The sequence below is a fragment of the Streptomyces sp. V4I23 genome, assembly GCF_030817975.1.
In the GTDB taxonomy this organism is placed as follows: Bacteria; Actinomycetota; Actinomycetes; order Streptomycetales; family Streptomycetaceae; genus Streptomyces.
In genome coordinates this window covers 2,274,666-2,294,603 of the sequence record NZ_JAUSZW010000004.1, presented here as the reverse complement: position 1 = coordinate 2,294,603, position 19,938 = coordinate 2,274,666, and the positions used below count along the sequence as shown (strand labels likewise).

Sequence of the window (19,938 nt, the reverse complement as noted above, 5' to 3'; positions counted from 1 at the left end):
AGAGATTGCCCTTTCGAAAAGACAGCGCCCAGGGCGTATGCGGCAACGGGGCCGCCGTGGAGAAAGTCTGGGCCGCCTCGGTTGCCGCTAACGGCGCCGAGACGGCCCAGGGAAGCTGACAGGTCACTGACCTGCGGATATCTCAATAGCCGAAGTTCTGCGTCCACCACGGGCCGCCGTCGCCCATGTACACGCCGACGCCCATCGTCGTGAAGTCGCAGTTCAGCATGTTGGCGCGGTGGCCCTCGCTCTGCATCCAGGCGTTCATCACCGCACCGGCGTCGGCCTGGCCGCGCGCGATGTTCTCGCCGCCGAGGTTCGCGACACCGGCCGCGGCCGCGCGGTCCCACGGGGTCTGACCGTCGGGGTTCGTGTGGTCGAAGAACCCGCGTACCGCCATGTCCTTGGAGTGGACCCGCGCCAGCTCCGCCAGCGAGGTGCTCGCCTTGAAGGGGGAGCAGCCCACCTTCGCGCGCTCCTCGTTGACCAGGTTGAGCACGGCGGCCTCGGTCGCCGACGCACCGGACGTGGGGACAGCGGCCGGGGAGGACGGGCGCGACTCGGGCCGGTCCGCCTCACGGGACGGCTCAGGCACCGGCGCCGACGTGGTCTTCTCCGGCTCGGGGGCGGCCTGGGTCTTCTTCCCCACGGGCTTCTTGGAAGGCGTCGCGGACGGCTTGGCCTTCTCGACCCGCTTGGTCGGCGACGGCTTCGCAGAGGGCTTGGCCTTCTCGACCCGCTTGGTCGGCGACGGCTTCGCAGAGGGCTTGGCCTTCGCGGCCGGCTTCGTGGGCGACGGCTTCGCGGGGGACTTCGACGGCTGGGGGGTCCGGCTCGGCGTCGCCGACGGGGACGGCGTGGTGCTCGCCTCTCCCTGTGGCTGGAGCAGGGCAGGTCCTCCGGTGCGTATCTGCACCGGGGACTCGTTGCTGGAGGAGCCGATCGTGTACGTGTCACCGACCGGCAGGATGCCGGTGGTGACGGCCACGGCGCCTACCGCCATGGCAGCGGAGGCGCCGAGCAGCCCGGTGCGTACGGGCAGACCCGCGCGCTTCTTCCGATGGCGACCCATCTGGTGTGCCTTCCTGGTTCCCGACGCCGTCCTGCTCGGCGTCGAACGTCAATGGGTGCACCCGAACGGGTGACGCTCATTGCGTCCGGACTGTACGCCATGGCACGCGGGGGGCGATGTGATCTGTGCCCATTCGGCCGGTTACGGTGCCCTCATGAACGACGATGCGCGCCTCACCGCGTGGGTACGCGGCCGGGTACAGGGAGTGGGCTTCCGCTGGTTCACCAGGGCGAACGCACTCGAGATCGGAGACCTCAAGGGCTTCGCCCTCAACCTGGAGGACGGCAGGGTGCAAGTGGTCGCAGAGGGGCCGCGTGAGAATTGCCACCGTCTGCTGGACTGGCTGCGGTCCGGCGACACTCCCGGCCGCGTCGACGGCGTCACTGAGATCTGGGACACGCCCAGAGGCATCTACGCCGACTTCGCCGTCCGCTGAGTGTCCTCCGTCCGGGTGCCCGCAGTTACGTCGCGAGCACCTTCCGGCATGTGCCACAGGCATCGGTCCGGGGAGGAAACCGCCTGGTGGTTGCCAAGGAGAGGCTCCCCGTGCCAGGCTGCGGAGAGAAGGATGATCGCCACGCCCCCAGGGCCCCGCAGGTCAGGCACGCCGCTCGATGAAGCGGCCGTATGCCCCCGGGCTGCCCGCCGATACGGGGTGTGATCGTGTTGACCGTCAAACTTTTTGGTGAGACTCTGGAAGCCCCGCGCACCTTAGCTGTTTGGCAGTAAGAACCGCAGCAAGACCTCAGCAGTACAAGAAGAACTGTCAGCACCGCGGGTGCGAATCCCTCACGACCCACACCGCATCGGTCGGTCACTCATTGTGGAGGACCATCCATCATGGCAAAGGCGCTTCTCGGTTACGTCGGCGGTTCCGACCCGCGACTCCTCGCCGAGATGCGACGGCTACAGCAGCGCGTCCAGGACCTCGAGTCCGAGCTCGTACGCATTCAGTCCGAGAACGACGCGCTCACGGCTGCCGCCGCTCAGCACCCTGGCGAGCCGCTTCTCAACGGCATCGACATCGACGTACACCAGGGGGAGCCTGCGCTCACCTGAGCACGGACTCCGTCGCGCACCAAGATATGCAAGGGACGCCCAGGCGTCCCTTCTTTCTTTCCCCCGCCTCTCCCCGTGCCCGCCCCGTACATGCTTTCTTTACCGTCTGATGTGCCCTGCGCCTTCAGAGGCGAAACCGCGAGCGAAAGGTAGAGTCCGGCGGCGTGCACCTCAAGGCCATGACCCTCCGCGGGTTCAAATCCTTCGCGTCCGCCACGACGCTGCGCTTCGAGCCGGGGATCACCTGCGTCGTCGGCCCGAACGGCTCCGGGAAGTCCAACGTCGTGGACGCGTTGTCCTGGGTCATGGGGGAGCAGGGGGCCAAGTCGCTGCGCGGCGGCAAGATGGAGGACGTCATCTTCGCCGGGACGACCGGCCGGCCGCCCCTCGGCCGCGCCGAGGTCTCCCTCACGATCGACAACTCCGACGGCGCCCTGCCCATCGAGTACGCCGAGGTCACCATCACGCGGATCATGTTCCGCAACGGCGGCAGCGAGTACCAGATCAACGGGGACACCTGCCGGCTGCTCGACATCCAGGAGCTGCTGTCCGACTCCGGCATCGGCCGCGAGATGCACGTCATCGTCGGCCAGGGGCAGCTCGACTCGGTCCTGCACGCCGACCCGATGGGCCGCCGCGCCTTCATCGAGGAGGCCGCGGGCGTCCTCAAGCACCGCAAGCGCAAAGAGAAGGCGCTGCGGAAGCTCGATGCCATGCAGGCCAATCTCGCGCGCGTGCAGGACCTCACCGACGAACTGCGCCGCCAGCTCAAGCCCCTCGGCCGCCAGGCAGCCGTCGCCCGCCGCGCCGCCGTCATCCAGGCCGACCTCCGCGACGCCCGCCTGCGGCTGCTCGCGGACGACCTCGTCACCCTCCGCGAGGCGCTGCACGCCGAGATCGCCGACGAGGCCGCCCTCAAGCAGCGCAAGGAAGCGACCGAGGCGCAGCTGAAGGCGGCCCTCGTCCGGGAGGCGGAACTGGAGGACGAGGTACGGCGCCTCGCGCCGCACCTCCAGAGCGCCCAGCAGACCTGGTACGAGCTCTCCCAGCTCGCCGAACGGGTCCGCGGCACGATCTCGCTCGCCGACGCCCGGGTCAAGAGCGCCACCGCCCAGCCCGCGGAGGAACGGCGCGGACGTGACCCCGAGGACATGGAGCGCGAGGCGGCCCGCATCCGTCAGCAGGAGGCGGAACTGGAGGCAGCGCTGGAGGCGGCCGAGCGGGCGCTGGAGGACACGGTCGCGCACCGCGCCGAACTGGAGCGGCAGCTCACCGTCGAGGAGCGCCGGCTCAAGGACGTCGCCCGCGCGATCGCCGACAGGCGCGAAGGGCTCGCCCGGCTGAGCGGACAGGTCAACGCGGCGCGTTCCCGCGCGGCGTCGGCCCAGGCCGAGATCGAGAGGCTCGCCGCCGCCCGCGACGAGGCCCAGGAGCGGGCTGCCGCCGCGCAGGAGGAGTACGAGCAGCTCAAGGCCGAGGTCGAAGGGCTGGACGCGGACGACTCGGCCCTCGCCGACCAGCACGAGGCCGCCAAGCGTGAACTGGCCGGCGCGGACAGCGCGCTGGGCGCCGCCCGTGAGGCCCTGACCGGGGCGGAGCGCCGCCGCGCCGCGGTCGCCGCCCGGCGCGAGGCACTCGCCCTCGGCCTGCGCCGCAAGGACGGTACGGGCATACTGCTCGCCGCGCGCGACCGGCTCACGGGCCTCCTGGGGCCGGCCGCCCAGCTGCTCACGGTGACGCCCGGCTACGAGGTTCCGGTGGCCGCGGCGCTGGGCGCCGCCGCCGACGCGGTCGCCGTCGCGGACCCGGCCACGGCCGCGGAGGCGATCCGGCTGCTGCGCAAGGAGGACGGCGGGCGCGCGACCCTGCTCCTGGCGGGCGCGACGGCAGCGGCCGAGGCCCCAAGCTCCCTGGGCAACGGCCCCTCCGGCCACCCGTACGCCGCCGGACTGGTGCGCGGGCCCGAGGAACTGATGCCCGCCGTACGGCGGCTGCTGCGCGATGTCGTGGTCGTCGGCACCTTGGAGGACGCCGAGGACGTCGTGTACGCGCACCCCGGGCTGACCGCCGTCACCGGCGAAGGCGACGTGCTCGGCGCGCACCTCGCGCAGGGCGGGTCCGCCGGGGCGCCGAGTCTCCTGGAAGTGCAGGCATCCGTCGACGAGGCCGCCGCTGAGCTCGAACAGCTCGACGCACGGTGCGAGGAGCTGTCCGCCGCCCAGCAGCAGGCCGCCGCCCGCCGTGGCGCCTGCGCCGCTCTCGTCGAGGAGTTGGGGGAGCGCAGGCGCGCCGCCGAGCGGGAGAAGTCGGCCGTCTCCGGGCAGCTCGGCCGCCTCGCCGGGCAGGCCCGCGGCGCCGCGGGCGAGGCCGAGCGCGCCGGCGCGGCGGCCGCCCGGGCCCAGGAGGCGCTGGAGCGGGCGGCACAGGAGGCCGAGGAGCTGGCCGAACGGCTGCTCGTCGCGGAGGAGACCCCGGTCGAGGAGGAGCCCGACACCCGTGTGCGCGACCGGCTCGCCGCCGACGGGGCCAACGCGCGCCAGACCGAGATGGAGGCACGGCTCCAGGTCCGTACGCACGAGGAGCGGGTCAAGGGCCTCGCGGGCCGCGCCGACGCCCTCGACCGGGGCGCGCGCGCCGAGCGCGAGGCACGGGCGCGCGCCGAACAGCGTCGCGCCCGCATGCGCCATGAGGCCGAGGTCGCCGCGGCCGTGGCGAGTGGCGCCCGGCAGTTGCTGGCGCATGTCGAGGTGTCGCTGGTGCGGGCGGAGGCGGAGCGCGTGGCCGCGGAGGCGGCCAAGGCGGAGCGCGAGCAGGAGCTGGCGGCCGCCCGTAACCAGGGGCGCGACCTCAAGAGCGAGCTGGACAAGCTGACCGACTCGGTGCACCGGGGCGAGGTGCTGGGCGCGGAGAAGCGGTTGCGCATGGAGCAGCTGGAGACCAGGGCCCTGGAGGAGCTCGGCGTGGAACCGGCCGGGCTCGTCGCCGACTACGGCCCCGACCAGCTCGTTCCGCCTTCCCCGCCCGCCGAGGGCGAGGAGCTGCCCGAGGACCCGGAGCATCCGCGCAATCAGCCGCGGCCGTTCGTCCGTGCGGAGCAGGAGAAGCGGCTCAAGGCTGCCGAGAGGGCGTACCAGCAGCTCGGAAAGGTGAATCCGCTGGCGCTCGAGGAGTTCTCGGCGTTGGAGGAGCGGCACAAGTTCCTCTCCGAGCAGCTGGAAGACCTGAAGAAGACCCGGGCCGACCTGCTCCAGGTGGTCAAGGAGGTCGACGAACGCGTCGAGCAGGTCTTCACCGAGGCGTACCGGGACACCGCCCGCGAGTTCGAAGGGGTCTTCTCCCGGCTCTTCCCCGGCGGTGAGGGTCGGCTCGTGCTGACGGATCCCGACAACATGCTGACCACCGGCGTGGACGTCGAGGCCCGGCCGCCCGGCAAGAAGGTCAAGCGGCTGTCGCTGCTGTCCGGCGGCGAGCGGTCGCTGACGGCCGTGGCGATGCTGGTGTCGATCTTCAAGGCCAGACCGAGCCCGTTCTATGTCATGGACGAGGTCGAGGCCGCGCTCGACGACACGAACCTGCAGCGACTGATCCGCATCATGCAGGAGCTCCAGGAGAGCTCCCAGCTGATCGTGATCACGCACCAGAAGCGGACGATGGAGGTCGCGGACGCGCTCTACGGCGTGTCCATGCAGGGGGACGGCGTCTCCAAGGTCATCAGCCAGCGGCTGCGCTGAACCGACGGCTGCCGCGGTGCGCGCCCATGGGTGTGCGGACACTTGGCCGGCACTTCACTGAATCTTCAATACTTGAACCCGTTGCTACATGTCGGCGTCCATCACGGATTCAGTTCGACCCCTTGACTTCGAAACTTGAAGGCATAGTCTCTGCAACGTTGCTTTTACCTTCAAGTGGTGGGCGGCGAGAACTTGTGCGCCACTTGAAGGGCTCGCCCCACACGCCCGGCGACGCCTGCCGGACGGCCCCAGGAGTACACGTGACCAGCACTGCGCAGCCCCCGCCGGCATCGGGCGCCCGCGAGGCCCACCCCGAACACCTCGGGCATGTCGTCTTCATCACGGCGGCCGCCGCCATGGGCGGTTTCCTCTTCGGGTACGACAGTTCCGTCATCAACGGCGCCGTCGAGGCGATCCGGGACCGCTACGACATCGGGTCGGGCACGCTCGCCCAGGTCATCGCCATCGCCCTGATCGGCTGCGCCATCGGCGCCGCGACCGCCGGCCGTATCGCCGACCGCATCGGACGCATCCGCTGCATGCAGATCGCGGCCGCGCTCTTCACCATCAGCGCCGTCGGCTCCGCCGTCCCGTTCGCGCTCTGGGACCTGGCCCTGTGGCGCATCGTCGGCGGCTTCGCCATCGGCATGGCGTCCGTCATCGGCCCCGCCTACATCGCCGAGGTCTCTCCGCCCGCCTACCGCGGCCGGCTCGCCTCCTTCCAGCAGGCCGCGATCGTCATCGGCATCGCCGTCTCCCAGCTGGTCAACTACGGCATCCTCCAGCTCGCCGACGGTGAGCAGCGCGGTGAGATCGGCGGGCTCGAGGCCTGGCAGTGGATGCTCGGCGTCATGGTCGTCCCGGCCGTCCTCTACGGCCTGCTCTCCTTCGCGATCCCCGAGTCGCCGCGCTTCCTCATCTCCGTCGGCAGGACCGACAAGGCCAGGGCGGTCCTCGCCGAGGTCGAGGGCAAGACCGTCGACCTCGACGCCCGTATCGAGGAGATCGACCTCGCGATGCGCCGCGAGCACAAGTCGACCTTCAAGGACCTGCTCGGCAGCCGCTTCGGCTTCCTGCCCATCGTCTGGATCGGCATCGGGCTCTCGGTCTTCCAGCAGCTCGTCGGCATCAACGTCGCCTTCTACTACTCGGCGACCCTGTGGCAGTCGGTGGGCGTCGACCCGGCCGGCTCGTTCTTCTACTCGTTCACCACGTCGATCATCAACATCGTCGGCACCGTGATCGCCATGGTCCTCGTCGACCGCATCGGCCGCCGGCCGCTCGCGCTCATCGGCTCCGCCGGCATGGCGATCGCGCTGGCCTTCGAGGCGTGGGCCTTCTCCGCCGACCTCGTCGACGGCAAGCTGCCCGAGACCCAGGGCGTCGTCGCCCTGATCGCCGCGCACGTCTTCGTGCTCTTCTTCGCCCTGTCCTGGGGCGTCGTGGTCTGGGTCTTCCTCGGCGAGATGTTCCCGAACAGGATCCGCGCCGCCGCGCTCGGCGTCGCCGCGTCCGCGCAGTGGATCGCCAACTGGGCCATCACCGCGAGCTTCCCGAGCCTCGCCGACTGGAACCTCTCGGGCACCTACATCATCTACACGGTCTTCGCCGTGCTCTCGATCCCCTTCGTGCTCAGGTACGTCAGGGAGACGAAGGGCAAGGCGTTGGAGGAGATGGGCTAATCCCCGCTGCCCCTCTCCTCACCACGGAAACTGCCCCGGCTCAGCGCGTGAGCCGGGGCAGTACGTCTTCGCACAGCAGGTGCAGACTGCGCCAGCCCTCGTCCACCGGCATGCCGCCGCACAGCGGATGCAGCACCAGGCTCTCCGCGCCCAGGTCCACGCACTCGTCCGGCGTGACGATCCGGTACACGCCCTCCGCACGCAGCTCCTCCACCGTGTCCGCGGCGGAGCGCACCGCCGAGCGGATGTCCTTCGACTGCCACGACGCGTAGGTGCGCGCCTCGTGGAGGAAGTGGTGGCCGTACAGAGCCCACGCCCGGTCCGGGTCCTCGGCGATGTGCAGCAGCGGTGTCTCGGGGGCGGGCATCATGCAGAAGCCCTCGGTGCCGTACTCGGCGCGACGCTCGTGGTAGTACGCCTCCAGCTCCGGCAGGTGCGCGCTCGGGAAGAAGGGCAGGCCGAGGCGCGCCGCCCGCCGGGCGGCCGCCCGAGACGAACCGCCGACCAGCAGCAGCGGATGCGGCTGGGTGTACGGGCGGGGCGTGACGCGCACGCTGCGCCCCCGGTACACGAACTCCTCGCCCGTCCACGCGGCGATCAGCGTCTCGAGCAGCTCGTCCTGGAGCGCGCCCCGCCTCCCCCATTCCACGCCCGCCCGCTCGTACTCCTCGGGCCGGTAGCCGATGCCCGCGACCGTGACGAGCCGGCCCCGGCCGACGAGGTCGAGCACGGCGATGTCCTCGGCCATGCGCAGCGGATCGTGCAGCGGCCCGATGACCGCGGAGACGGTGACGGCGATACGGCGAGTGGCGCCGAGGACCGCGCCCGCGAAGACGAAGGGCGAGGGCAGCCAGTTGTCGGTGGCCCCGTGGTGCTCCTCGGTCTGGACGGTGTCGATGCCGCGGTCGTCGGCGTACGCGGCCATCTCCAGGGCCGCGCGGTAGCGGGCGGCGAGTGTGCCGGGCGTCGCGTCCGGCTCCACCAGGTTGAACCGGGCCACCGTGAAGGCCATGGGAAGTCCCCCTCCGCCGGATGTGGGCATGGCGAAGGGGACGGTAGCTGACATAGCGTCAGATGGAAACCGGCAGCGGTTGGCGCAGCCCACGACATGGGCTGCGCCAACCCTGGGTGCACACGTGCACACCGGACGCGACCGCCCGACCGCATACTGGACGCGTTGTGACTCCGCCCACAAGGGGCTTCTCGCCGACGCCAGGCCGGACGACGCGCCAGCCCGGCCCGCAGGGGTAAACACCCCTGTCCGGAGAACGAACCGTGGTGCCACGGGTCACGCATACTGAGTGGGTTATGGAATTCGTCATCCTTGCTGTAGTCATCGCCCTGGTCGCGATCGGCGCCATCAGCGGGCTCGTGGTCAGCAGCCGCAAGAAGAAGAAGCTGCCGCCCCCGGCACCGTCGAGCACGCCGACCATCACTGCTCCGCCCGCCGAACCGCACGTCGGCGACGAGGCGGAGACGCCGCGGGACGAACCCCGCCGCACCATCGAGGAGGTCGACCTCCCGTCGGCCGAGGAGGCCGTCCAGACCCCGGTCGCCGTCGAGGACCCCCTCGTCGCCGAGCCCGTCGCGCCGGAGATCGAGATCCCCGAGCCGACCGCCGGCCGGCTCGTCCGGCTGCGCGCGCGCCTCGCCCGCTCCCAGAACTCCCTCGGAAAGGGACTGCTCACGCTGCTGTCGCGCGAGCACCTCGACGAGGACACGTGGGAGGAGATCGAGGACACCCTCCTCACGGCGGACGTGGGCGTCGCCCCGACCCAGGAACTCGTCGAGCGGCTGCGCGAGCGCGTGAGAGTGCTGGGCACCCGTACGCCCGAGCAGTTGCGCACCCTGCTCCGCGAGGAGCTGCTCACCCTCGTCGGCACCGACCTGGACCGCGCGGTCAAGACCGAGAGCGGCCTCGACACCCCCGGCGTCGTCATGGTCGTCGGTGTCAACGGCACCGGGAAGACCACCACCACCGGCAAGCTCGCCCGCGTGCTCGTGGCCGACGGCCGCTCCGTGGTCCTCGGCGCCGCCGACACCTTCCGCGCCGCGGCGGCCGATCAGCTGCAGACCTGGGGCGAGCGCGTCGGCGCCCGCACCATCCGCGGCCCCGAGGGCGGCGACCCGGCCTCGATCGCGTTCGACGCGGTCAAGGAGGGCATCGCCGAGGGCGCGGACGTCGTGCTCATCGACACCGCGGGCCGGCTGCACACCAAGACGGGCCTGATGGACGAGCTCGGCAAGGTCAAGCGCGTCGTGGAGAAGCACGGCCCGCTGGACGAGGTCCTGCTGGTCCTGGACGCCACGACCGGTCAGAACGGTCTGGTGCAGGCGCGCGTCTTCGCCGAGGTCGTGGACATCACCGGCATCGTGCTCACCAAGCTGGACGGCACGGCCAAGGGCGGCATCGTCGTCGCGGTCCAGCGCGAGCTGGGCGTCCCGGTGAAGCTCGTCGGTCTGGGCGAGGGCGCGGACGACCTGGCTCCGTTCGAGCCGGAGGCGTTCGTCGACGCGCTCATCGGCGACTGACCCGCTCACGTCACAGGGGCCCGGCCGCGTACGACGCGGCCGGGCCCCTGTGCGTGTCCGGGCGGGGACTCACGGACTGCGGTGGCAGACGTACGCCAGCGTGCCGAGCAGCAGCCGGGCCTCGGGCGGCGTCACCGCCGTGTCCGGGGACGGCGCGCGCAGCCAGCGCACCGGGCCGAGGCCGCCGCGGTCGGACGGCGGGGCGGTGATGTGGTCGCCGGGGCCCAGGCAGCGCAGGTCCAGGTCGGCGTCGTCCCAGCCCATCCGGTACAGCAGGCGCGGCAGCCCTGCCGCGGCGCCCGGCGCCACGAGGAACTGGCAGCGGCCGTCAGGCGTCTGGGACACCGGGCCGAGCCGCAGGCCCATGCGCTCCATGCGCACCATCGCACGGCGCCCGGTCGGGGCCGCCACGTCGAGGACGTCGAAGGTGCGGCCCACGGGCAGCATCAGCGCCGCGCCCGGCACCTCCGACCACGCCTTCGCGGCCTCGTCGAGCGTGGCCCCGGGCGGGACCTCGAGCGCGAAGTCGAGGGGATGGGCGCCCGGCGCGGCGCACGCCGGATCACCGCAGGAACAGCGGCCCGCGGCCGCGCGCGCTCCCGGAATCACGGACCAGCCCCACAGGCCGGTGTACTCGGCCACCGCGGTGGCCTCCGTCGTGCGTCCGCGGCGCCGGGAGCCGGGCCGGATCTGACCGATTCCCCGGGTGCCGCCGATCGTGAAGCCCATGCCCCCTCCAACGGGTCGGACGCGCCGGTGGTTACGAGCCGGACCTCTCCGGTGACGCTGCGTTGCCGACGTCCGGCTCCCGACGGCGCGCAGTGGCGTCGGGGAGAGTGCGGCGTGCGACACGCGCCTGCCCGTGTGACACTGCACCACCCCTGGATCGTGCTGTGTCAAGTCAATCGCGCCTGACCGTATGTGAGTTCACTCGGAGGGGTGGCGAATGGTGGCGTTTCTGCCATCGCACTCGCTGAGCACGTGACCGGCGGATTACTTTCGGTGCACGAACCTGCAATTGCATCGGACCGGCGGGTATGCCCGGGGCAACACAGCGTCCCCGACGACCGCGTGCAAGCGGCTCACCGGAGGCCGTGACCCACGGCATCCTGGTAGGGGTTCGGGCGACACGGCATCGGCGGACGGGGGCACCCAGAGTGAGCGGCAGCGGCGCGGACGGGACGAGCACCGGTAAGCGCCCGAACGAGCAGCTGAGCTCATGGTTCGTGCGCAGCGGCTGGTCGAAGGGCGAGCTCGCGCGCCAGGTGAACCGCAGGGCACGCCAGATCGGCGCACACCACATCAGCACGGACACCTCCCGCGTGCGCCGCTGGCTCGACGGCGAACAACCCCGCGAGCCCATCCCGCGCATCCTGTCCGAGCTCTTCTCCGAGCGCTTCGGCAGCGTCGTCGCCATCGAGGACCTCGGACTGCGCACCGCGCACCAAGCCCCCTCAGTGTCCGGGGTCGACCTGCCCTGGGCGGGCGAGCAGACCGTCGCCCTGCTCAGCGAATACTCCCGCAGCGACCTGATGCTGGCCCGTCGCGGTTTCCTCGGCACCTCGCTCGCCCTCGCCGCGGGTCCCGCACTCGTCGAGCCGATGCAGCGCTGGCTCGTGCCCACCCCCGGCGAGGGCGCGGCGCGCCAGGAGTCGCCCACCCCGCTGCGCAGATCGGCCCGGCTGTCCGGCCCCGAGCTGGACCTGCTGGAGTCCACCACCGCCATGTTCCGCAAGTGGGACGCCCAGTGCGGCGGCGGACTCCGGCGCAAGGCGGTCGTCGGACAGCTCCACGAGGTCACCGACCTCCTCCAGGAGTCCCATCCCGCCGCCACCGAGCGCCGGCTCTTCAAGGTCGCCGCCGAACTGGCCCAGCTCGCCGGCTGGATGAGCTACGACGTGGGACTCCAGCCCACCGCGCAGAAGTACTTCGTCCTCGCCCTGCACGCCTCCAAGGAGGCCGGTGACAAGCCGCTGGGCTCGTACATCCTGTCCTCGATGAGCCGGCAGATGATCCATCTCGGCCGGCCCGACGACGCCCTTGAGCTCATCCACCTCGCGCAGTACGGAAGCCGTGACTGTGCCACCGCCCGCACCCAGGCCATGCTGTATGCGATGGAGGCCCGCGCGTACGCCAACATGGGCCAGCCCAGCAAGTGCAAGCGGGCCGTGCGGATGGCCGAGGACACCTTCGCCGACGTCGGCCTCGACGACGAGCCCGAGCCCGACTGGATCCGCTTCTTCTCCGAGGCCGAGCTCAACGGCGAGAACGCCCACTCCTTCCGCGACCTCGCCTACGTCGCCGGACGCAGCCCCACCTACGCCTCCCTGTCCGAGCCGGTCATGCGGCGCGCCGTCGAGCTCTTCGGCCGGGACGCGGAGCACCAGCGGTCGTACGCACTCAACCTGATCGGCATGGCCACCGTGCACCTGCTGAAGAGGGAACCGGAGCAGGCCACAGCCCTGGCCGACCAGGCCCTCGGGATCGCCAGGAAGGTCCGCTCCGAGCGGGTCAACAACCGGCTCCGCAAGACCGTCGACACGGCCGCCAGGGACTTCGGGGACGTCCCCGAGGTCGCCTGGTTCACCGACCGCCTCACCGCCCAGCTGCCCGAAACCGCCGAAGCGGTCTGACGGGCGGGCCGCACACCCCGGCCGCGGCGCTCACCCCGGACTGTCCGACTCGGCTCCCCCTTGTGCCAGGTCTTCCGGGTGGGTGTCGCGGCCGGTCCCGCGATGGGCCAGAGGGTACGCCGGGCCCCCCTCGGCGATCAGTCAGTTCATGGCGACGTAACACGCCGGACCCCTTCGTCACGGCCGCGAAACATCGAGCGGCATCGGCGGAAACCGCGCTGCGCCAACCTCGTGGCGCATAACCGGCCCGCTCTTACCGCACTGGCTCCGCCCGCACGCGGCCGCACGACGACGAGGAGACGCCGATGCCCCCAGGCATCTCGACCCTTGCCGCAGACGCTCCCGAGCTGTCTGCCGCCAACACAGGGTTCATGCTCATCTGTTCCGCCCTGGTGATGCTCATGACGCCTGGCCTCGCCTTCTTCTACGGAGGCATGGTCCGGGTCAAGAGCACCCTGAACATGCTGATGATGAGCTTCATCAGCCTCGGGATCGTCACCATCCTGTGGGTGCTCTACGGCTTCAGCATGGCCTTCGGTACCGACATCGGCTCGATCGTCGGCTGGAGTTCCGACTACGTCGGCCTCGGCAACATCGGCGTGACCGAGCTCTGGGACGGCTACACCATCCCGGTGTACGTCTTCGCCGTCTTCCAGCTGATGTTCGCGATCATTACACCGGCGCTGATCAGCGGTGCTCTCGCCGACCGCGTCAAGTTCACCGCCTGGGCGCTGTTCATCACGCTGTGGGTCACCGTCGTCTACTTCCCGGTCGCGCACTGGGTGTGGGGTGCCGGCGGCTGGCTGTTCGAGATGGGCGTCATCGACTTCGCCGGCGGCACGGCCGTGCACATCAACGCCGGTGCGGCCGCCCTCGGCGTCATCCTCGTCATCGGCAAGCGCGTCGGATTCAAGAAGGACCCGATGCGCCCGCACAGCCTCCCGCTCGTCATGCTCGGCGCCGGGCTCCTGTGGTTCGGCTGGTTCGGCTTCAACGCCGGCTCCTGGCTCGGCAACGACGACGGCGTCGGCGCGGTGATGTTCGTCAACACCCAGGTCGCCACCGCCGCCGCGATGCTCGCCTGGCTCATCTACGAGAAGATCCGCCACGGCGCCTTCACCACCCTCGGTGCCGCGTCCGGCGCCGTCGCCGGCCTCGTCGCCATCACCCCGTCCGGCGGCGCCGTCTCCCCGCTCGGTGCGATCGCGGTCGGCGCCATCGCCGGTCTGCTGTGCGCCATGGCCGTCGGCCTGAAGTTCAAGTTCGGCTACGACGACTCCCTCGACGTCGTCGGCGTCCACCTCGTCGGCGGTGTCATCGGCTCCCTGCTCGTGGGCTTCTTCGCCACCGGCGGCGTCCAGTCCGACGTCAAGGGCCTCTTCTACGGCGGCGGCTTCGACCAGCTGGGCAAGCAGGCCATCGGTGTCTTCGCGGTCCTCGCCTACTCTCTGGTGGTCTCCGCGATCCTCGCCTTCCTCCTCGACAGGACGATCGGCATGAGGGTCGACGAGGACGACGAGGTCTCCGGCATCGACCAGGTCGAGCACGCCGAGACCGCGTACGACTTCAGCGGCGCGGGCGGCGGTACGGGCTCCCGCAAGGCCGCACCCGTACCCGCGGACGCCGTCGCAGCCGCAGCCGAGAACAAGAAGGTGGACGCATGAAGCTCATCACCGCAGTCGTGAAGCCGCACCGGCTGGACGAGATCAAGGAGGCCCTGCAGGCCTTCGGCGTCCAGGGGCTCACGGTCACCGAGGCCAGCGGCTACGGCCGGCAGCGCGGCCACACCGAGGTCTACCGGGGCGCCGAGTACACCGTCGACCTCGTCCCCAAGATCCGCATCGAGGTGCTGGTCGAGGACGACGACGCCGAACAGCTCCTGGACGTGATCGTCAAGGCCGCACGCACCGGCAAGATCGGTGACGGCAAGGTCTGGAGCGTTCCGGTCGACACCGCGGTCAGGGTCCGCACGGGCGAACGCGGCCCGGACGCCCTCTGACCACACGACGAAAAGGAGCTGCTGGGTGAGTCTCGACGTGATCGGTGAATCGGAAAGCTCGGACCCCAGCGGCTACGCGGCGGCCCGGCTGCGCCTTCTCGGGGAGAAGGCGCAGCCCGGGCCGCCGCGCCGTGCGGCGCTCGCCGCACTGACCGACGACTGGCTGGCCGCCCTGTTCGCCGCCGCGGTCCTGGAGACCGGGGTGCGGGGCGCGGCGCTCGTCGCCGTCGGCGGCTACGGACGCGGCGAACTCTCGCCGCGCAGCGACCTCGACCTGCTCCTCCTGCACGACGGCAGCGCGGACCCGGCGGCCGTCGCCGCGGTCGCCGACCGGATCTGGTACCCCGTCTGGGACCTGGGCCTCGCCCTCGACCACTCCGTACGCACCCCGGCCGAGGCCCGCAAGACCGCGGGCGAGGACCTCAAGGTGCAGCTCGGCCTCCTCGACGCACGCGCCGTCGCCGGCGACCTGGGGCTGGTGGCCTCCCTGCGTACCGCCGTACTCGCCGACTGGCGCAACCAGGCCCCCAAGCGCCTGCCCGAACTCGACGAACTGTGCCGCGAGCGGGCTGCCCGCCAGGGCGAACTCCAGTACCTGCTCGAACCCGACCTCAAGGAGGCCCGCGGCGGCCTGCGCGACGTCACCGCCCTGCGCGCCGTCGCCGCCTCGTGGCTCGCCGACGCCCCCCGCGAGGGCCTCGCCGAGGCCCGCCGCACCCTCCTCGACGTCCGCGACGCGCTCCACCGGACCACCGGACGCGCCACCGACCGCCTCGCCCTCCAGGAACAGGACCAGGTCGCCGCCGAGCTGGGCCTCCTCGACGCCGACGCCCTGCTGCGCCAGGTGTACGAGGCCGCGCGGACGGTCTCGTACGCCAGTGACGTCACCTGGCGCGAGGTCGGCCGCGTGCTGCGGTCGCGCGCCGTGCGCCCCCGGCTGCGCGCCATGCTCAGCGGCGGGCGGAGTGTCCAGCCCGAACGCACCCCGCTCGCCGAAGGCGTCGTCGAGCAGGACGGCGAGGTCGTACTCGCCCGCACCGCACGGCCCGACCGCGACCCGGTCCTGGCGCTGCGCGCCGCCGCGGCGGCGGCGCAGGCCGGCCTGACCATCTCCCGGCACGCGGTGCGCCGCCTGGGCCAGGCGGCGGGCCCGCACCCGCTGCCCGTGCCCTGGCCCGCCGAGGCCCGCGAGGAACTCGTCACCCTGCTCGGCGCGGGGGAGCCGACCGTCCCCGTCTGGGAGGCGCTGGAGGCCGAGGGCCTGATCACCAAGCTCCTGCCCGACTGGGAGCGGGTGCGCTGCCGGCCGCAGCGCAACGCCGTGCACACCTGGACCGTCGACCGCCATCTCGTCGAGACCGCCGTCAAGGCCTCCGCGCTGACCCGACGCGTCGGCCGCCCCGACCTGCTGTTGGTCGCCGCGCTGCTCCACGACATCGGCAAGGGCTGGCCCGGCGACCACTCCGTGGCGGGCGAGACCATCGCGCGCGACGTCGCCACCAGGATCGGCTTCGACCGCGCCGACGTCGAGGTCGTCGCCACCCTCGTACGCCACCATCTGCTGCTCGTCGAGACCGCGACCCGGCGCGACCTGGACGATCCGGCCACCGTCGCGTCCGTCGCCTCCGTCGTCGGCTCCACCGGCACGCTGGAGCTGCTGCACGCCCTCACCGAGGCCGACGCCCTCGCGACCGGACCGGCGGCCTGGTCGTCCTGGCGCGGCTCGCTCGTCGCGGACCTGGTGCGGCGCGTGGCCGCCGTCCTCGCGGGCGACGCGCCGCCCGAGCCGGAGGAGCAGGCCCCCAGCGCCGAGCAGGAACGCCTCGCCGTCGAGGCCCTGCGCACCAAGGAGCCCGTCCTCGCCCTGCACACCCAGGCCACCGCACCGCAGGAGGAGGGCGAGACGGAACCGGTCGGCGTCGAGCTGCTGATCGCCCTGCCCGACCAGCCCGGCGTTCTGCCCGCCGTCGCCGGCGTCCTCGCGCTGCACCGTCTCACCGTCCGCGCGGCCGACCTGCGTGCCATCGAGCTGCCGGACGAACTGGGCGGCGGCGCGGTCCTCGTCCTCGACTGGCGGGTGGCGGCCGAGTACGGATCGCTCCCTCAGGCCACCAGGCTGCGTGCCGACCTCGTCCGCGCCCTGGACGGCTCCCTGGACATCCGGAGCCGCCTGGCCGAGCGCGAGGCCGCCTACCCCCGGCGGCGCGGCCTCACGGCGCCGCCGCCGCGGGTGACCCTCGCCCCGGCCGGTTCGCGCCGCGCGACGGTCATCGAGGTCCGCGCCCAGGACGCCCCGGGCCTGCTCCACCGCATCGGCCGGGCCCTGGACGGCGCGGCGGTCCGGGTGCGCAGCGCACACGTCTCGACGCTCGGCGCGAACGCGGTCGACGCCTTCTACGTCACCGATCCGCAGGGCTCGCCGCTGTCCCCGTCCGACGCCGCCGACGTGGCGCAGGCGCTGGAGAGCGCTCTGCGCGCCTAGAGGGTGTCCGGCCGGCAGTGCCCGTGTCTGCTGTGTACTTGCCCGGACCGATACCCTGGGGGGCGACCGACCGCCCGCTTCCGACCTCCGAGGATCCGCGACCGCCGTGTTCGATACCCTCTCCGACCGCCTTGCAGCGACATTCAAGAACCTCCGGGGCAAGGGCCGCCTCAGCGAGGCCGACATCGACGCCACGGCACGTGAGATCCGTATCGCGCTGCTCGAGGCTGACGTCGCGCTCCCCGTGGTCCGCTCCTTCATCAAGCAGATCAAGGAGCGGGCGACCGGCGCCGAGGTCTCCCAGGCGCTGAACCCCGCCCAGCAGGTCATCAAGATCGTCAACGAGGAGCTCATCGGCATCCTCGGCGGCGAGACCCGCCGCCTGCGGTTCGCCAAGACCTCCCCGACCGTGATCATGCTCGCCGGTCTGCAGGGTGCCGGTAAGACCACCCTCGCCGGAAAGCTCGGCCTCTGGCTCCAGGGGCAGGGCCACTCCCCGCTCCTCGTCGCCTGTGACCTCCAGCGGCCCAACGCCGTCAACCAGCTCGCGGTCGTCGCCGAGCGCGCCAGCGTCGGCGTGTACGCGCCCCAGCCGGGCAACGGCGTCGGCGACCCGGTCCAGGTCGCCAAGGACTCGATCGAGTACGCGCGCACCAAGCAGTACGACATCGTCATCGTCGACACCGCCGGCCGCCTCGGCATCGACGAGGAGCTGATGCAGCAGGCCGCGGACATCCGCGACGCCGTCAGCCCCGACGAGATCCTCTTCGTCGTCGACGCGATGATCGGTCAGGACGCCGTCAACACGGCGGAGGCGTTCCGCGACGGCGTCGGCTTCGACGGCGTGGTGCTGTCCAAGCTGGACGGCGACGCCCGAGGCGGTGCCGCGCTCTCCATCGCGCAGGTCACCGGCAAGCAGATCATGTTCGCCTCCAACGGCGAGAAGCTGGACGACTTCGACGCGTTCCACCCGGACCGCATGGCGTCCCGCATTCTCGGCATGGGCGACATGCTCTCGCTCATCGAGAAGGCCGAGCAGACCTTCAGCCAGGAAGAGGCCGCCAAGATGGCCTCCAAGCTGGCGAGCAGCAAGGGCAAGGAGTTCACGCTCGACGACTTCCTGGCCCAGATGGAGCAGGTCCGCAAGATGGGCTCCATCTCCAAGCTGCTCGGCATGCTGCCCGGCATGGCGCAGATGAAGGAGCAGATCAACAACATCGACGAGCGCGACGTGGACCGCACGGCCGCGATCATCAAGTCGATGACCCCGGGCGAGCGCCATGACCCCACGATCATCAACGGTTCGCGGCGCGCCCGTATCGCCAAGGGCTCGGGCGTGGAGGTCAGCGCGGTCAAGTCGCTGGTCGAGCGGTTCTTCGAGGCCCGCAAGATGATGTCCCGCATGGCACAGGGCGGCGGGATGCCCGGCATGCCCGGCATCCCGGGCATGGGCGGCGGCCCCGGCCGGCAGAAGAAGCAGCAGAAGCAGGCCAAGGGCAAGCGCAAGAGCGGCAACCCGATGAAGCGCAAGGCCGAGGAGGCCGCGGCCGCGGCCCGGCGCGAGCAGGCCGCCCAGGGCGGCGCGTTCGGCCTGCCGGACGGCCGGCCCGGTCAGGACTTCGAACTGCCGGACGAGTTCAAGAAGTTCATGGGCTGACGCCCACCGGTCCCGTATGCGAGAGGGGCCCGCGACCGATCCGGTCGCGGGCCCCTCTCGCGTGCCGGGGTCAGGGCGTGCGGGTGATCAGGTAGCGGAAGACGTTCGGCATCCAGACCGTCCCGTCGGGCCGCACATGCGGGTGCAGCGCCTCGGTGATCTCCTTCTCCACCTGCGCCTGGTCGCTGTCCCTGACCGCGGCGTCGTACAGTCCGGTCGACAGCAGGCCGCGCACGGCACTGTCCACGTCCGCGTATCCGAAGGGGCACGCCACCCGCCCCGAGCCGTCCGGCCGCAGTCCGGCCCGTGCCGCCACGTCCTCCAGGTCGTCGCGCAGCGCCGGCCGCCAGCGCCCTCCCCCTACGGCCTGGCGGCCGTGGGAGGTGCCCCCATCGGTGCGCGCCCGGCCGGAATGCCCCTCCGCCACGCGGAGCACACCCGAACTGGCGCACCGCTCCGGCGGGCCCCAGCCGGTGAGCACCACGGCACTGCCGCGCTCCGCCAGCGCGACGGCGCTCCGCAGGGCGGCGCCGAGCCCGTCCGCGTCACCGGCCCGGCAGCCGATCGGCTGGAAGACGGTGATCAGGTTGTACGGGGGACGGCCCGGATCGGCCGCGGCCCCGGCCTCGCCGTCGAACAGGCGCGCGGCCTGCGCGGGGGAGTCGTGGGCGCTCATCCGCTCGCGCGCGAGGGCCAGCCGCTCGCGGTCCGTGTCCGTCCCGCTCACCGCGGCGCCGCGTCCGGCGGCGATCAGCAGCGCGAGACCGGAGCCGCAGCCGAGGCCCAGCAGCCTGGAGCCCGCACCGACCTCCAGACGCTCGTAGACGGCTTCGTACAGCGGCACCAGCATCCGTTCCTGGATCTCGGCCCAGTCACGGGCCCGTTCGCACGCCTGAGCAGAGGACGCCGACGCCGCGTGGGGTCGGTGCCGGACGAGCGTGGATGTCATCTGTGCGCCCCATTCCGCCGAGAGAGTCGGTTGTGCCCTGAAGGACAGCCCCCGTGTGCTTTCGCCGCGCCCCCCGTATGCCAGGGAACTGCGCGTGCGTCCCCACGTCCAGGGGTCGTGCCGCACTGCTTGCGCGCCAGAG

Annotated in this window: 14 protein-coding genes; 10 read left to right on the top strand and 4 right to left on the bottom strand. The window is 71.8% G+C overall.

Going from position 1 to position 19,938, the window contains the following annotated elements:
• Window positions 1-142 precede the first annotated feature (142 nt).
• Window positions 143-1,072 (bottom strand): CAP domain-containing protein, encoded by a 930-nt coding sequence (locus QFZ82_RS12430; protein WP_307713233.1) that lies wholly within the window; start codon window positions 1,070-1,072, stop codon window positions 143-145.
• A gap of 154 nt (window positions 1,073-1,226) precedes the next feature.
• Here QFZ82_RS12430 and QFZ82_RS12425 point away from each other — a divergent pair, with 154 nt between their 5' ends.
• The 4 genes from QFZ82_RS12425 to QFZ82_RS12410 all read left to right on the top strand — a co-directional run bounded on the left by QFZ82_RS12425 (window position 1,227) and on the right by QFZ82_RS12410 (window position 7,544).
• On the top strand, window positions 1,227-1,508 hold the full coding sequence (locus QFZ82_RS12425) for an acylphosphatase (protein ID WP_177151414.1): 282 nt from the start codon (window positions 1,227-1,229) through the stop codon (window positions 1,506-1,508).
• Between the two features lie 404 nt (window positions 1,509-1,912).
• Window positions 1,913-2,131 (top strand): hypothetical protein, encoded by a 219-nt coding sequence (locus QFZ82_RS12420; protein ID WP_177151413.1) that lies wholly within the window; start codon window positions 1,913-1,915, stop codon window positions 2,129-2,131.
• Between the two features lie 164 nt (window positions 2,132-2,295).
• Window positions 2,296-5,862 (top strand): chromosome segregation protein SMC, encoded by a 3,567-nt coding sequence (gene smc / locus QFZ82_RS12415; protein WP_307713232.1) that lies wholly within the window; start codon window positions 2,296-2,298, stop codon window positions 5,860-5,862.
• Window positions 5,863-6,122: 260 nt separating this feature from the next.
• Window positions 6,123-7,544 carry a sugar porter family MFS transporter gene (locus tag QFZ82_RS12410; RefSeq protein WP_307713231.1) on the top strand — a complete coding sequence of 474 codons (1,422 nt, stop codon included), beginning with the start codon at window positions 6,123-6,125 and terminating at the stop codon, window positions 7,542-7,544.
• A 40-nt stretch (window positions 7,545-7,584) separates the two neighbouring features.
• On the opposite strand, the gene QFZ82_RS12405 is transcribed toward QFZ82_RS12410, so the two are convergent.
• Window positions 7,585-8,556, bottom strand: coding sequence for an LLM class flavin-dependent oxidoreductase (locus QFZ82_RS12405; protein WP_307713230.1), 972 nt, complete (start codon window positions 8,554-8,556; stop codon window positions 7,585-7,587).
• 296 nt (window positions 8,557-8,852) lie between these two features.
• On the opposite strand from QFZ82_RS12405, the gene ftsY reads away from it, so the two are divergent.
• Window positions 8,853-10,076: a signal recognition particle-docking protein FtsY gene (gene ftsY / locus QFZ82_RS12400; protein WP_307713229.1), complete on the top strand. Its 1,224-nt coding sequence runs from the start codon at window positions 8,853-8,855 to the stop codon at window positions 10,074-10,076.
• Window positions 10,077-10,145: 69 nt separating this feature from the next.
• On the opposite strand, the gene QFZ82_RS12395 is transcribed toward ftsY, so the two are convergent.
• Window positions 10,146-10,805, bottom strand: a complete 660-nt coding sequence (locus QFZ82_RS12395) for a bifunctional DNA primase/polymerase (protein WP_307713228.1) — start codon at window positions 10,803-10,805, stop codon at window positions 10,146-10,148.
• Window positions 10,806-11,233: 428 nt separating this feature from the next.
• Here QFZ82_RS12395 and QFZ82_RS12390 point away from each other — a divergent pair, with 428 nt between their 5' ends.
• The 5 genes from QFZ82_RS12390 to ffh all read left to right on the top strand — a co-directional run bounded on the left by QFZ82_RS12390 (window position 11,234) and on the right by ffh (window position 18,847).
• A complete protein-coding gene (locus QFZ82_RS12390; protein ID WP_307713227.1) occupies window positions 11,234-12,709 on the top strand; it encodes a hypothetical protein in 1,476 nt (491 codons plus the stop codon).
• A 305-nt stretch (window positions 12,710-13,014) separates the two neighbouring features.
• Window positions 13,015-14,373, top strand: a complete 1,359-nt coding sequence (locus QFZ82_RS12385) for an ammonium transporter (RefSeq protein WP_307713226.1) — start codon at window positions 13,015-13,017, stop codon at window positions 14,371-14,373.
• Window positions 14,370-14,708 carry a P-II family nitrogen regulator gene (locus QFZ82_RS12380; protein WP_177151405.1) on the top strand — a complete coding sequence of 113 codons (339 nt, stop codon included), beginning with the start codon at window positions 14,370-14,372 and terminating at the stop codon, window positions 14,706-14,708. The genes QFZ82_RS12385 and QFZ82_RS12380 overlap by 4 nt, the downstream gene beginning before the upstream one ends.
• 25 nt (window positions 14,709-14,733) lie before the next feature.
• Window positions 14,734-17,190 (top strand): [protein-PII] uridylyltransferase, encoded by a 2,457-nt coding sequence (locus tag QFZ82_RS12375; RefSeq protein ID WP_307713225.1) that lies wholly within the window; start codon window positions 14,734-14,736, stop codon window positions 17,188-17,190.
• A 106-nt stretch (window positions 17,191-17,296) separates the two neighbouring features.
• Complete coding sequence (gene ffh / locus QFZ82_RS12370) at window positions 17,297-18,847, top strand: signal recognition particle protein (protein WP_307713224.1); 1,551 nt, start codon at window positions 17,297-17,299, stop codon at window positions 18,845-18,847.
• Between the two features lie 70 nt (window positions 18,848-18,917).
• On the opposite strand, the gene QFZ82_RS12365 is transcribed toward ffh, so the two are convergent.
• The gene (locus tag QFZ82_RS12365) at window positions 18,918-19,796 is read right to left on the bottom strand and encodes an SAM-dependent methyltransferase (protein WP_307713223.1); all 879 of its coding nucleotides are present in this window, start codon (window positions 19,794-19,796) and stop codon (window positions 18,918-18,920) included.
• Between the last annotated feature and the right edge of the window lie 142 nt (window positions 19,797-19,938).

Bases quoted from the DNA above. Each gene is read 5' to 3' on its own strand.
- QFZ82_RS12430 (WP_307713233.1), bottom strand. From the start codon at position 1,072: ATGGGTCGCCATCGGAAGAAGCGCGCGGGTCTGCCCGTACGCACCGGG.
- QFZ82_RS12425 (WP_177151414.1), top strand. From the start codon at position 1,227: ATGAACGACGATGCGCGCCTCACCGCGTGGGTACGCGGCCGGGTACAG.
- QFZ82_RS12420 (WP_177151413.1), top strand. From the start codon at position 1,913: ATGGCAAAGGCGCTTCTCGGTTACGTCGGCGGTTCCGACCCGCGACTC.
- QFZ82_RS12405 (WP_307713230.1), bottom strand. From the start codon at position 8,556: ATGGCCTTCACGGTGGCCCGGTTCAACCTGGTGGAGCCGGACGCGACG.
- ftsY (WP_307713229.1), top strand. From the start codon at position 8,853: ATGGAATTCGTCATCCTTGCTGTAGTCATCGCCCTGGTCGCGATCGGC.
- QFZ82_RS12395 (WP_307713228.1), bottom strand. From the start codon at position 10,805: ATGGGCTTCACGATCGGCGGCACCCGGGGAATCGGTCAGATCCGGCCC.
- QFZ82_RS12385 (WP_307713226.1), top strand. From the start codon at position 13,015: ATGCCCCCAGGCATCTCGACCCTTGCCGCAGACGCTCCCGAGCTGTCT.
- QFZ82_RS12380 (WP_177151405.1), top strand. From the start codon at position 14,370: ATGAAGCTCATCACCGCAGTCGTGAAGCCGCACCGGCTGGACGAGATC.
- QFZ82_RS12365 (WP_307713223.1), bottom strand. From the start codon at position 19,796: ATGACATCCACGCTCGTCCGGCACCGACCCCACGCGGCGTCGGCGTCC.